Source organism: Kordia zhangzhouensis, assembly GCF_001005305.1.
Classification (GTDB): Bacteria; Bacteroidota; Bacteroidia; order Flavobacteriales; family Flavobacteriaceae; genus Kordia; species Kordia zhangzhouensis.
On sequence record NZ_LBMH01000003.1, the window covers coordinates 73995 to 87082 of the forward strand.

Consider the following 13088-nt stretch of genomic DNA (forward strand, 5'->3'; position numbering starts at 1 on the left):
GATTATTTTGCTAATATTTTATCCACCAGCTTTTTCTTTGTCTCTTCATCGTTTCCAAATAACCAACGTAGTACATTATCTTCCCAAATGTCATCGTATTGTTGTTGTGTAATGATATCGCGTTCAATTGCCAAATCCAATAACTTTCCTGGATAAGAAGATTGTGGCTTACTTTCCATTTCTCCTAACGGATAAGGATCGTCAAGTCCCATAATAATTTGCTGACTTCCTTGACGTTGCACCATTAATTTAAACGAATCTGTATCGTGTACCAATGTGTCAAAATAAATATTTGGATGTCCCACTGCTTTTCGTGGGTGTACTTTTCCTTCAAACAAATCTGGACGACCATCAAACCCTTGAATCCTTCTCCCGAGATTCATTTGTGCCAACTGTCCACCGTGTGCAAAACAAGTTCTTATATTAGGAAATCGTTCCTGCATTCCGTTCAACGTATAAAAATGATAAGCATCTCCACATTGAGCCAACATCCATATTAAATGAAAACGCCAGTTTACATTTTCTAGTTTAATCATTTTATCTCCGTCATACGGATGAATCTCAATAGCGAGTTTATATTTATTAGCCAATTCGAAAATTGGATCATTTTCTTCATCAAACACACATCGCCACTGCCCTATGGAATCCATAAAATGTGTAGGCAAACACAGTACGCGCAATCCTAATTCTTCCACACAACGCTCAATTTCCCATAAAGCACCATGAATAAACCCAGGATGCACAACAAATCCGCATGTAAATTTAGCAGGATGATTTCGTTGTACTTCTGCGTTAAAATCATTTTGAAAACGCAATGCATGTTTCATCATTTCCAAACGCAAACCATTTCCGTACAATTGCGATAAATTTAAAATCACAGCATGGTCAATTTTATTGCGTTCCATCCACTCTAGTTTTTCATTTAAAAAAAAACTTGAATCAGTCACAGGTCGTTTCCAATCGGATTGCAACATATATTTTCGTTCGTCGTCTACCCAAAAAATCTTTTTCTCCTTCATAAATTGAGGAATTTGTTCAGGGTAAGGCAACAAATGTGAATGTCCGTTAATGCGCAGTTTTCTTTTCAAGGTGGTGTTGTTTTTGAGCGTGGTTAAAATGATGTGTTCTTTGTTTTGATTAGTATATTAGTAATGAGAGTTTAATTGTGCTAAAAGAAACTCTTATATACTCGTACTAAGTATAGCCAAAGTATTTCCTTCACTCACGCATAAATTATCCTATAAAAATACTATTTCTTCTAAAAAATGTGATGTATTTAACAGTATAATATTTTAATCATAAAAAAAAGAAGCCTTTACTCCTTCTTGCTTATGCAAAAAAGTATAAAGACTTTCTCTGTCTAATAATATGGTATAACTCCTTGCTTAGCTTACAACGACTGAGGCTGTTTTTCGTTGTTGCTTCAAGGTGATTGTATTGTTGAGCTTGTTTTGATAAACAAATAAAGTTTCTCTTCCTTGTGTTTGTTGTACTACCCTTGTAGGAAATACAAATGATGCCGCATCTAAGTTTAGTTCATGTGATGCCGAATTTTGGCTAAAATTCTCAATTAATCCTGCAAATTCAGTTGCTAGTTTTTCATTTAAGATATAAAACTTGCTCACACCATTATGTTTTACGATCAATGCTAATTCGTTACTCGCAAACCCTAGAATCGGTTTTTTATGCAATGGCACTGCATAACAAGAGCTGTTAAATTTAATTACTCGTGCAGCATTGTATGTATATCCTTCGTTTTGTAAAGTAGTCATAAGTCGTTGATGCGCATTGGCTACACTACCTGTTAAATGAGAGGCTGAAACATACTCAACTGCATGCAATAAGCGATCAAATCCTTTTCCGATTCGCGATAGGGAAATTCCGTTGGTACTCGCTAGTGCTGAGCTCGGAAACATGGAAATAGCTCCAGCGCCCATTACACTAGATACAATAAAGTTTCTTCTATTCATATTGGTTAGTTTATTAGTCTGCAACACATAAGCGTTGCAAAAAATGGTTTTCGGTGTTGTAATTTAGGAATTTTTTAACACTTTTTTTTAATTAATGTTAAAAAAATAAAAAGTTACGTAGTTCTACGGTACTGTTTGTAAGAGATTTAACAAAGTACAAAAGATTCCTCTAAAAGCCATATCAATTAATCATTCACCCCATCAAAATAAAGTTCAAAAAATGTTTTGAGTAACTTATTTACAACGACTTAGTTCGTCCTCCATCTACAGGCACATTGATTCCATTTATGTAAGAAGCTGCTTCACTTGCCAAAAACGCAATCGCATTGGCAATCTCGCTAGGTTGTGCAAATCGTTTGGCAGGAATCGCACTTTTCATGGCTTCACCTACTTCTTCAATACTCTTTCCTGTTTTATTTGCTTTGTTTTGTATGATTTCCGATAAACGTTCTGTTGCTGTAGCACCAGGTAATACATTATTGACCGTAATTCCAAATTGTCCGAGTTCATTTGCTAACGTTTTTGACCAATTCGCCACAGCGCCTCGAATGGTATTCGAAACGCCCAAACCATCCAATGGTTGTTTTACGGAAGTAGAAATTACATTGATAATACGTCCGTAACCCGCCTCTTTCATACCTTCTACAACACTTTGCACCAATACATGGTTACATTTTAAATGTTGTGTAAAAGCGCGTTCAAATTCATCAACTTTAGCATTGAATACCGGGCCGCCTGCAGGACCACCCGTATTGTTGACCAAAATATGAAAGGAATGATTTTTAGCAATAAACGCTTCAATCTTTTCACGAAGTTCATCAGGTTTTTGAAAATCTGCTACAATATACTTGTGTTGCTGTCCTTGCGAAGTGTCCAATTCGGAAAGTACATTTTTGAGTTTTTCTTCGTTTCTAGCAGTCAACACCACGTTGGCTCCGAGAGTTGCCAATTCTATAGCTGCCGCTTTTCCGATGCCTTGCGTGCTTCCACAAACGAGGGCGTTTTTGTTTTGTATGTTTAGGTTCATTTTTTTATTATTCGTTGTTTGTGATTAGTTAATTTGTGGATTTGTCAATATGTCGATTTATTGTTTATACTAATGCCTAATGCCCAAGACCTAATACCTAAATCAAGAATACTTAATACACACATTTTTCGGTTCAGTGAAGAAGCGTAGTGCTTCTAGTCCGCCCTCACGTCCTACGCCAGAATTTTTCATTCCTCCAAAAGGGGTACGCAAATCCCGTAACAACCATGTATTTACCCAAATAATTCCTGCTTCTAATTGCTTGCTCATTCGCATGGTTCGGTTCAAGTTATTTGTCCACAAAGTAGCTGATAACCCGTAACGAACTCCATTTGCCATTTGCAAGACTTCTGCTTCGGTATCAAAAGGCATGATTGTGACAATAGGACCAAATATTTCCTCTTGATTTACACGACATTGATCGGTGGGTACTTCTATAACTGTTGGTGCTAAATAGTACCCGTTTTCAAATCCTTCAACCGTAACTTCTTTTCCGCCACAAAGTACAATTCCGCCTTCGTCTTTGGCAATTTCTATATATGATTTTACTTTTTCTAAATGCGGTTTCGATACTAATGCGCCAACTTTTGTAGTTGCTTCAAATGGATTTCCTACCTTGAGTTGTTTCACACGTTCCACAAAATCTCTTTTAAACTTATCATAGATACTTCGTTCTACGAAGATACGCGAACCACATAAGCAGATTTGTCCTTGATTCGCAAAAGACGAACGCACGGTCACATTTAACATTTCTTCATAATCACAGTCTGCAAAAATGATGTTTGGGTTTTTTCCACCTAGTTCTAACGAAAGTTTTTTAAACATTGGTGCTGCTGTTCGAGCAATATGTGCTCCTGTAGCCGTTCCGCCAGTAAAAGATATTGCTTTGATGTTGGGATGTTCCGTAATGGCTTGTCCCGTAGTGTGTCCCAAACCGTGTACAATGTTTAAAACACCGTTTGGCAGACCAGCTTTTGTACAAATGTCTCCTAACAAATAGGCAGTCATCGGGGTAACTTCACTTGGTTTGGCAACTACCGTATTTCCTGCGGCGAGCGCTGGTGCAATTTTCCATGTGAATAAGTACAGCGGTAAATTCCAAGGAGAAATACATCCCACAACACCAATCGGTTGACGCAGTGTGAAATTCATCGCATTCAGACCGACACTTTCGTGGGCTTCACTTGAAAATTGTGTGATAGCTTGCGCAAAGAATTTAAAATTACTCGTGGCACGTGGAATATCAATTTGAGTAGCTAAACTGAGTGGTTTTCCATTATCCAACGATTCTGCATATGCGAGATCTGGTAAGTTTTCTTGAATCAGAAAAGCAATTTTATTCAGTATACGACTGCGTTCTTCTAGTGTGGTTTGCGACCAATCGGGAAATGCTGCTTTTGCCGCTTGATAGGCAGCCTCTACATCATCGGCAGAAGAGTTTGGAATGTGTCCGTACACTTCTCCATTGGACGGATTGTAATTATCAATCCACTCATTACTTTTAGGTTCTACATACGTTCCGTTGATATAGTTGAGAATTTTTTTCATGAGTTTACTGCTTTTTATACGCTACCACTTTGATTTCTATCACCAAATCTGGATGTGGTAATTGATGTACAGCAACCGTGGTTCGTGTTGGCCCTGTTTCTTTGTCAAAAAATTCTCCGTAGGCTTCGTTATATCCTGCAAAATCGTTCATATTTACCAAGAACGAGGTGACATCTACCACATCTGCCAAGCTAGCGCCTACATTTTGTAAATTTTTGTCAATGTTTTTGAGCACTTCACGAGTTTGTGTACGAATGTTTAAGTGCTTCGTTCCCATTTCGTCAATAATATCCACGCCTGCAATGCTATTATCTGGTCGTCTTGAACTAGTTCCCGACACAAATATAAAATCGCCCACACGTTTGGTATGTGGATAGGCGCCTCTTGGAGTTACTTTCTTTTCTTGCATATTTTTTTGTTTGGTTATTGGTCAATATATTTTCTATTTATTTACCTATTTTGAATCGTCATTACGAGAAACATATGTGACGACGTAATCTCATTATCAAATAACAATCATATTATAGGATACGACAGATTGCCACGGCTCTGCCTCGCAATGACGTACCAACTATTCCTAAATTTATAATTCAACGTTTATTACTCCATCGCTTCCGCTATTTCCAACAGTTTATATATTGTTTTCCAATTTCGTGTGGTGGCTTGTGTTTTTAGTTTTCGTTCAAAAAAATTGTTATTTAATTTGGTCCGAGCAAAACCACTCGGACAATAGAGATAGACTTCCGAATTGATGATTTCAAATTTATCATCTTTACTATCTATTTCGATAGTCGTTTCTTTGGGCGCAGTTGCTAAAAACGTGATTGCTTGTTTGGAAATGTCTTCTTCAGTAAACGGATTATTTGCCACCGCTGTTTTCCATTGTGCAATTGTCTTGACCAACACAGGCACATCGTAATCATACTGCTTTTTGATGGCTTCAGAAATGTGTTCTTCTAACTTTTCTTGATTTTTTTCATCGGACGTAAATACTACATTTCCACTTTGAATATAGGTTTGAACCTTTTGAAAACCAAGTTTCGCAAGCAATATTCTAAGTTCTGCCATGGGCAGTTTTTTACTTCCAGAAACATTAATTCCGCGTAAAATGGCGATGTAAGTCATGTTTGTTGATTGTATGTTTTCAAAGATACGGTTTTTCTTTTTTCTTGTTTTTTGTTGTTTGTTGTTTGTTTACACTGAGCTTGTCGAAGTGTGGATTTGTCTTTTTGTCTTGGCTCTTAAAACTATAAAAACTATTTGATAGCTTGTCGCATGATTGCAGGAAGGTTTCAAATGCGTTGGAAAGCTTGTTGCACTTTTGCAGGAACGTTTCGAATGTGTTGGAAAGTCTCTCGCAGCGCTGCGAGACGTTTTCCGACGGAAACAAAAGCTTCCTGTAGGTCTACGAGGCGGTTTTGTACGCTCCCGAAAGCTTCTCGCACGGCTGCAGGAACGTTTCGGGGTTTCCCGAAAGCTTCTCGCAACTCTGCAGGAACACATTGTCCACGTAGAAAGTGTGCTGTACATCTACAGGAAGGTTTCTAATACACTGAAATTTAAAGGCTATTAATCGGAAACGATTGTTTCAATTTCCAACCTAACTGTGTTTATGTAAAAAAATAATGCTGGAAAGTTTACTGAAGTTCTTGAAATATTTTCCAACAGTTCTATATTTACTACATTAGCTGCTTCCATATTTTAATTAACACAACTCATGAAAAACGTATTTGTATTTTTACTATTGATAGTTTCTACCGTAAGTTTCGGACAAAATATTGAAAAAGAAAAACTGTGGCGAACTAAAGGCGTGTATGACTCTTTAGGTAATTTTATAGAGCGTGCTAAAATTCAAAGTTTCCTAGTTAGCACTAATTCTAAGGAGTTTCATAGGTTGCAGACTCAGGACAAAATTAATATGGAAACTGGGGAAACGAAAGTTTTCGTATATCGAGATACGTTACGCTTGGTCTCCTTAGGCAAGAATCATTACCAAGCCAGTGATAAAGAAGTATTAACACTACATTCTAAAGATTCACTTACAATTACGTTTAAAGGATATACGTTGCCTTATGTCAAACTTAGCGAAAAAGCTAACAGTGTAGATTTGGAAAAGCTAAAAGCTGAATTGATAAATACTCCATTTGTAGAAACAGTCGCCGATGTTAATAAGTATCAACTCACATATCAAGATACTAACCTTGTAAAAGTGCATCCTTTGGAAAGTAGTTCTGAATGGGAATCTGATTACAAGATTATTGATTTTGATGGTTTTATTATTATTCAAGGAATTGTTTCCGCTCCAAAACTTATCACAAAGTTAAAAAAAGGAGAAGTTTACTTTTTAGAGATTGATTATCGATTTGAAAATAAGAAAGGTAAATTGACAAAGAGTAATTAAAACTTACCTTTACCCCAACAACCCATTCACATTCGCTTTGTAAAGTTTCCCAATAGGAACGAACTGTTCGCCCATATAGATTCGGTTGCCTTCAATACTATGAATGTGTTTGATAGCCACAGCAAAGGACTTGTGTACCTGTAAAAAATCTTTTGATGGTAATATTGCAATAATGTCCGACAGTTTTTCACGAATTACAATGGTATCTTCCTTTGTAATGATTTTAGTGTAGTTCCCCGATGCTTCTATGTAGTATATTTTATCTAAAAATACTTGTACGTACTTTTGCTGTGAACGCAAGAAGATACTTTGCGTTGTTTCGTTTCGTATCACAGTTGGTTGATGTGTATGCTTGACTGGAATTCCAATTGCTTTGTTTATGGCTTTTAAAAATCGTTCAAACGAAAAAGGCTTGAGTAGATAGTCTACAATATTCAATTCATACCCTTCTAGAGCATATTCTTGATACGCTGTTGTAACAATCACTTTAGGTGGATGTGGCACTGTTCTAAGAAATTCAAATCCTTTGAGTTTGGGCATGTTTAAATCTAAAAAAATTAAATCGACAGAGTGTTGATTAAGATATTCCATTGCTTCCAAAGCATTGTAGCAATGTTTTTTTAATTCCATATTGGGCAACAAATCACAATATCCTTTAATGATATCATGTGCAATATGTTCGTCGTCTACAATCAAATACTGTATGTTCGGCATCTTTTATTTTTCTTATTGAATCAGATTTTTCACAATTTAATTTCGTTCGTTTGTTCTTTGTATCCGCAGTTGTGCTTTGTATACATCTGTATGTTTATCGAAAGATAGCAAATGTTTTTTAGGGTAAATCAATTCTAAACGACGTTTCAAATTTTGAAGTCCGATTCCTTTTTCCGTAGAAAGTGCTGCTGCATCAAAATTGTTTGTCACGGCAAAATAAATTTCGTTTGTTGTCACAGCAAGGTGTATATGTACAAATGCATCTTCTGGTTTATTTTCCACACCGTGTTTGAATGCATTTTCTAATAAAATAATACATAACAACGGAACAATAGTGGCGTTTTCATCTTGAATGTCAGTATGAAATTGTATATCAATCTTTTTATGATAGCGCATGGTATGCAACTCAATGTAATTTTGTAGATACGCTATTTCTTGTAAAATGTTCACACTGGTTTGTTGCCCATCATAAATACTGTATCGCATCATGTCTGACAATTTTAGAATCAATGCCTGAGCCTTTTCCGTATCCTTTGCCACCAAACCGTATAGATTATTCAACATGTTAAAGAAAAAATGTGGGTTTACTTGACTTTGTAAGTGTTGGAGTTCCATTTTTTGTTGCTCAGTTCGCAATACCAACGTTGTTTGAATTAATTGAACGAGTTTATAAATACCAAAACTTACCAAAACAACAAATAGCACAATGTAGGCACTAAGAAGTGTGATACTAACTACTGTAGGATAACCTTCAAAAAACACCACAGCATTCTTATCGGAAATTGATACTTCTATAAATGCTATCAACAGTGGCAATAACAAAATAATAATTCCACTGATAACGAAGAGACGTATGTTTTGCTTTGTAAGTAACATAGTGACAAATGTAACCGAAAAGTGTACGTTCACAAAACATGTTGATAAACGATATCCAAACGAGGTTCTACGGTGTTGTCCCTGTGATGAACGTTTTTGGTACTTATCCACAAACTGTATATCACAGCTATAAAGGTGTTGAACCCAAAAGTTTTGACATAGATGAAACTGTATCTAGGTTTGCTGACATCATTAAATAATACATCATGAAAAAACGAATAGTACGATATTTTAAACATCTCTTTTTTACTTTTTTAGTATTGACAATTACCGCAATTTCTTTTGGGCTGTATCACGGTGCCTCTCTTCAGTATGGCGATCATCCTGCCCGCATGAATCTTAACAAAGAAGGACCCTACGTTTTTTATGAAACAGATTCCACACTAAGTGTAAATTACCTCAATGGTTCTAAAGATGATGGTTTTTACACTACAAAAGAAACGTTCACAGTAAATGACACAATTACTGCTCATTGTTATTTCCCATTGGAAGAGACCAACTTTCACTTCACTATATCAAACACTATAAAAACACCTCCAAGTGTGTATGATGATGAACAACCTATCATTGCAATTTCAGATATAGAAAGTGGCTTTAAATGTTTTCGTGATTTCTTGATTAACCACAAAGTCATTGATACTAAATTGAACTGGATTTTTAAGAAAGGACACTTGGTATTGGTTGGCGATTTTGTCGATCGAGGATTTTCTACCACACAAGTGCTATGGTTTATTTATAAGTTGGAGCAAGATGCTCAGAAACATGGCGGCATGGTACATTTCATTATTGGAAATCACGAACTAAAAAATATGCAAGCTAAGTTTGGAGCTGCTGCACAAAAGTATTTGGCTGTTTCAGCAATTTTAGACAAGCAACAATACCAATTGTACAATCAGCAATCATTTTTAGGAAAATGGTTGTCGAGCAAAAATACTATTGAGAAAATCAACGGACATTTATTTGTTCATGGCGGGATTCATCCAGAAGTAGCCGCATTGAAGATGTCTTTGGAAACAATGAATCGTATTTCACGAGCACATTATTACAAAGCCTATTTTCCTCAACCTCAACAAACACCAGCACAATTGCTCACTTCTACACGCAAAGGACTTTCATGGTATCGTGGATATTTTAGAGAAGATATATCGCAAACACAAATTGATGCACAGTTAAAAACATTTGAAGCAAAATCAGTAGTGGTTGGTCACACATTACAGTCAAAAGTGAAGCGTTTCTTTAATGGAAAAGTTGTAGCGATTGACGTAAAACATCCTAAAGATTATAGCAAAAGTTGGCCTAACGCTTCTTCCGAAGGATTAAGTATAGATCATACTGCCATGTACCGCTTATTAAATGATGGAACTAGAATAAAATTATAGAGATGTTGTTGCTGTTTTTTGCCTTGATGCGACTTTTCTTAAGCTGAGAAAGCGAATTTTAAAGTCATGAAGTTTCCGTAACTTTAAGGAAACCAAAAAAAATTGTAATCATGAATGAGTTAAAAAAAGAAGATATTCAACAAGAAGTATTTGACTTGTATGACGATTATGCACATAATAAGATTGGCAGACGTCAGTTTGTAGAACGACTTTCCTTATACGCTGCAGGCAGTATTACTGTTGGTTCGTTACTCAGCTTTATGTCGCCAAATTATACAACCACAGCCGAAGTTGCGAAAGACGATGAAAGGTTGGAATCAAGTTACATTATGTACGATTCACCCAAAGGTGGTGGAAACATGAAAGGCCTGCTTTCGTTGCCAAAAGACACAAAAACTAAAGTACCAGGTGTGATTGTAGTACACGAAAACAGGGGATTAAATCCATACATTGAAGATGTTGGCAGGCGAACTGCTTTGGAAGGTTTTATCAGTTTAGCTCCAGATGCATTAACACCGCTTGGTGGTTATCCTGGCAATGACGACGATGGAAGAGCTTTGCAAAAAAAACGCAATAGGAATGAAATGCTGGAAGATTTTATTGCTGCGTTCGAGTATGTAAAAAAACACCCTAATTGCAACGGAAAAGTAGGTGTAGTTGGTTTTTGCTTTGGCGGCTGGATTTCCAACATGATGGCCGTTCGTTTGCCCGATTTACAAGCTGCCGTACCATTTTACGGTAGGCAACCTAATGACGACGAAGCCGCAAAAATCAAAGCGCCATTGTTGTTGCAGTATGCGGAGCTAGACAAGCGTGTGAATGCCGGTTGGGAAGCTTTTGAAAAAGTATTGAAAGCACATAAAATTGAGTATACAACTCACTTCTATCCAAATGTTAATCATGGCTTTCATAACAATACGACACCTCGTTATGATAAAAAAGCTGCAACCTTAGCGTGGGAACGAACGATTGCTTTTTTTAAAAAACATTTAACATAACTCAATTACTAGGATTTCAAAAAAACTTGTAAAGAATTACATGCTATTGGCTAACTGAAAAGAGGCGTTAACTCATTCTTCATTGCAAATGAAAATATTCATATATACATTTTGAATAAATTTTTAACTAATTGGTTATTTATATATACCGTATTTTTATGAAGAAACTATTTTTACTTTTTATCGGCCTTTTCTTTTGCTCTTTACAACTCCTACATAGCCAAGAATTCACCACATATAACAATGGACTAATTTACAGTGAGCCTACTATAAACAAGCTAACTCGTATTGTCGATTCATTAAACTTAAAGTATATGTATTGTGAACTTAACAAAACTTACTATGCCAAAAAGCAAGCAATTGGACATATTGTACGAATAGAAAAAGGAAACATTGCAAAAGCCAAGAAAGACATGGACTCGCAAATGGATTTCAATACTTTTGTAACCACATATCCTTCTGCAACCATTGAGAAAAATGTACTTATCATTCGTTCTGCTTACAAGAATTATGAAGATAAACAAGTTGTAGATTTTGATAAAGTGGTATTGAATGGAAATTATGGTTTTGGCTTATATTTTTCAGAAAATTTGACTCAATATGACACTGTTAAAGCGCAAACCTGGTTATATAACTATGATAAAGAAGATGCCACTATAAACGCTATTTACTTTACTACTGACATGAATGCACCTGCTCTTACGGAAAAGTATGCTCGAATGGTTGGCTATGCAGATTGCTTGATTGATACGACTAGTACTAAATTTAAGAAAGAAGCCACTCGAAGATATTACAATACCCGACTTCCTGACAACTGGCAAAATTTACCCATGAAAGAAAAAGAAAATCTGCTAGATACATTGAGAAGTGTCAAAGTAGTTGGCTCCTGTAGCATGGACACAAGTCCAAGATTTCATTCCGTGAATATTGCATTACTCTCTGCTGAAACTTTGCATTGGGAAGTTTTTTTGAGATCGCATTTAGACATTATGAACGATCGTTTTGACAGAGCTTCTGATGGAAGCTATGCACAAGCGTCAAGACAAACATATATCAAAGAATTAGAGACACTTAATATCAATACTTATGATCTTATTTTTGGAATCTCATTGCGTATAGAAAATCCTGCTGAAAATCATTACTATGGAACTATTTTCAGGATTGGAAGAGCCTTAGCCGAATCTAAATACAAAGATCAAATTGAACACCAATTAGCATCAATGATGAAAGACCCAACCTTGGATGATTATAATAGAGTCATTGCGTTTTACTTATATCGCAATTATATTTACTATTTGAGTGATGAAACACAAAAAGAAAAAAGTACTGTGGCATTTAAAAATGCTGTAGCTACACTTCCAAATTATATTCATGAAAAAATCGAATTCACTAATCAAGAATAATTTACAACAATTTGGTTATGCCGTAGTAGATTCTATATACTCCGGTAAGGAAGTAGAGAATATTATTGCATGTATTGAAACAGCAAGTACCCAACAGATCTTTGCAGAAAGCTCTACACATTTGTTTGCTATTCGACAAGTGATGAAAAAGATTCCAACGCTAAAATCGGTAATCTTTACGGATAAGCTTCGTTCATTATTAACTGTTCTTTTTGAGGAATCGTATTTTTTGACCAAATCTATTTATTTTGACAAACCGAGTGAATCAAATTGGTTTGTAGCCTACCATCAAGATTTGAGTATTTCTGTAAATCACAAAGCCGATGTAAATAATTACACTCATTGGACTTTTAAAAAAGGGCAATACGGCGTGCAACCACCTGTAGCTATTTTGGAGAATATTGTCACGGTAAGAATTCACTTAGACGATACCAAAAAAGAAAATGGCGCACTAAAAGTCATTCCAAAATCACACTGTAAAGGTATTTACAGAGCAGAAACCATTGATTGGAATACAGAAACAGAACATACATGTGAGGTTGAGAAAGGCGGCATAATGCTAATGAAACCGTTAACGCTTCACGCTTCCAACCGCACTACGAATGGCAACCAACGACGTGTTTTACATTTAGAATTTAGCAGTAAAAATTTAGCTCCTCCATTAAAATGGTTGGAATTTGATAATCTATTTTGACGTAGACTATTAATTTTACTGACGATTTAAAAGGAATTTCTTATATTGCAGTTACCCAACCGATCTTAATAATCAACC

General features: G+C 35.9%; 13 protein-coding genes. 5 read left to right on the forward strand and 8 right to left on the reverse strand.

Annotated features, from left to right (window positions below):
* Positions 1 to 2: 2 nt before the first annotated feature.
* The 6 genes from AA088_RS03665 to AA088_RS03690 form a co-directional block, all read right to left on the reverse strand.
* Entirely contained in the window at positions 3 to 1088 is a 1086-nt protein-coding gene (locus tag AA088_RS03665; RefSeq protein WP_046743607.1) for an amidohydrolase family protein, read from the reverse strand.
* A gap of 297 nt (positions 1089 to 1385) precedes the next feature.
* On the reverse strand, positions 1386 to 1970 hold the full coding sequence (locus AA088_RS03670) for a hypothetical protein (protein WP_046743608.1): 585 nt from the start codon (positions 1968 to 1970) through the stop codon (positions 1386 to 1388).
* 238 nt (positions 1971 to 2208) lie between these two features.
* Positions 2209 to 2997 carry an SDR family oxidoreductase gene (locus tag AA088_RS03675; protein WP_046743609.1) on the reverse strand — a complete coding sequence of 263 codons (789 nt, stop codon included), beginning with the start codon at positions 2995 to 2997 and terminating at the stop codon, positions 2209 to 2211.
* 102 nt (positions 2998 to 3099) lie between these two features.
* Complete coding sequence (locus AA088_RS03680; protein ID WP_046743610.1) at positions 3100 to 4545, reverse strand: aldehyde dehydrogenase; 1446 nt, start codon at positions 4543 to 4545, stop codon at positions 3100 to 3102.
* Positions 4546 to 4549: 4 nt separating this feature from the next.
* Positions 4550 to 4954, reverse strand: coding sequence for a RidA family protein (locus tag AA088_RS03685; RefSeq protein ID WP_046743611.1), 405 nt, complete (start codon positions 4952 to 4954; stop codon positions 4550 to 4552).
* Between the two features lie 191 nt (positions 4955 to 5145).
* Entirely contained in the window at positions 5146 to 5670 is a 525-nt protein-coding gene (locus AA088_RS03690; RefSeq protein WP_046743612.1) for a DUF1697 domain-containing protein, read from the reverse strand.
* A 592-nt stretch (positions 5671 to 6262) separates the two neighbouring features.
* Between AA088_RS03690 and AA088_RS03700 the strand changes: the two genes are divergently transcribed.
* Positions 6263 to 6946 carry a hypothetical protein gene (locus AA088_RS03700; RefSeq protein ID WP_046743614.1) on the forward strand — a complete coding sequence of 228 codons (684 nt, stop codon included), beginning with the start codon at positions 6263 to 6265 and terminating at the stop codon, positions 6944 to 6946.
* A 9-nt stretch (positions 6947 to 6955) separates the two neighbouring features.
* On the opposite strand, the gene AA088_RS03705 is transcribed toward AA088_RS03700, so the two are convergent.
* Together AA088_RS03705 and AA088_RS03710 are read right to left on the reverse strand one after the other, a co-directional pair.
* Entirely contained in the window at positions 6956 to 7660 is a 705-nt protein-coding gene (locus AA088_RS03705) for a LytR/AlgR family response regulator transcription factor (RefSeq protein WP_046743615.1), read from the reverse strand.
* 36 nt (positions 7661 to 7696) lie between these two features.
* Positions 7697 to 8536, reverse strand: coding sequence for a sensor histidine kinase (locus AA088_RS03710; protein WP_046743616.1), 840 nt, complete (start codon positions 8534 to 8536; stop codon positions 7697 to 7699).
* A gap of 206 nt (positions 8537 to 8742) precedes the next feature.
* Between AA088_RS03710 and AA088_RS03715 the strand changes: the two genes are divergently transcribed.
* The 4 genes from AA088_RS03715 (at position 8743) to AA088_RS03730 (ending at position 13010) form a co-directional block, all read left to right on the forward strand.
* Entirely contained in the window at positions 8743 to 9915 is a 1173-nt protein-coding gene (locus AA088_RS03715) for a metallophosphoesterase (RefSeq protein ID WP_046743617.1), read from the forward strand.
* Between the two features lie 110 nt (positions 9916 to 10025).
* On the forward strand, positions 10026 to 10913 hold the full coding sequence (locus tag AA088_RS03720) for a dienelactone hydrolase family protein (protein ID WP_046743618.1): 888 nt from the start codon (positions 10026 to 10028) through the stop codon (positions 10911 to 10913).
* A 158-nt stretch (positions 10914 to 11071) separates the two neighbouring features.
* Positions 11072 to 12316 (forward strand): hypothetical protein, encoded by a 1245-nt coding sequence (locus AA088_RS03725; RefSeq protein WP_046743619.1) that lies wholly within the window; start codon positions 11072 to 11074, stop codon positions 12314 to 12316.
* Complete coding sequence (locus tag AA088_RS03730) at positions 12285 to 13010, forward strand: phytanoyl-CoA dioxygenase family protein (protein WP_046743620.1); 726 nt, start codon at positions 12285 to 12287, stop codon at positions 13008 to 13010. The genes AA088_RS03725 and AA088_RS03730 overlap by 32 nt, the downstream gene beginning before the upstream one ends.
* Positions 13011 to 13088: the final 78 nt, after the last annotated feature.

Bases quoted from the DNA above. Each gene is read 5' to 3' on its own strand.
- AA088_RS03670 (WP_046743608.1), bottom strand. From the start codon at position 1,970: ATGAATAGAAGAAACTTTATTGTATCTAGTGTAATGGGCGCTGGAGCT.
- AA088_RS03675 (WP_046743609.1), bottom strand. From the start codon at position 2,997: ATGAACCTAAACATACAAAACAAAAACGCCCTCGTTTGTGGAAGCACG.
- AA088_RS03680 (WP_046743610.1), bottom strand. From the start codon at position 4,545: ATGAAAAAAATTCTCAACTATATCAACGGAACGTATGTAGAACCTAAA.
- AA088_RS03685 (WP_046743611.1), bottom strand. From the start codon at position 4,954: ATGCAAGAAAAGAAAGTAACTCCAAGAGGCGCCTATCCACATACCAAA.
- AA088_RS03690 (WP_046743612.1), bottom strand. From the start codon at position 5,670: ATGACTTACATCGCCATTTTACGCGGAATTAATGTTTCTGGAAGTAAA.
- AA088_RS03700 (WP_046743614.1), top strand. From the start codon at position 6,263: ATGAAAAACGTATTTGTATTTTTACTATTGATAGTTTCTACCGTAAGT.
- AA088_RS03705 (WP_046743615.1), bottom strand. From the start codon at position 7,660: ATGCCGAACATACAGTATTTGATTGTAGACGACGAACATATTGCACAT.
- AA088_RS03710 (WP_046743616.1), bottom strand. From the start codon at position 8,536: ATGTTACTTACAAAGCAAAACATACGTCTCTTCGTTATCAGTGGAATT.
- AA088_RS03715 (WP_046743617.1), top strand. From the start codon at position 8,743: ATGAAAAAACGAATAGTACGATATTTTAAACATCTCTTTTTTACTTTT.
- AA088_RS03720 (WP_046743618.1), top strand. From the start codon at position 10,026: ATGAATGAGTTAAAAAAAGAAGATATTCAACAAGAAGTATTTGACTTG.
- AA088_RS03725 (WP_046743619.1), top strand. From the start codon at position 11,072: ATGAAGAAACTATTTTTACTTTTTATCGGCCTTTTCTTTTGCTCTTTA.
- AA088_RS03730 (WP_046743620.1), top strand. From the start codon at position 12,285: ATGAAAAAATCGAATTCACTAATCAAGAATAATTTACAACAATTTGGT.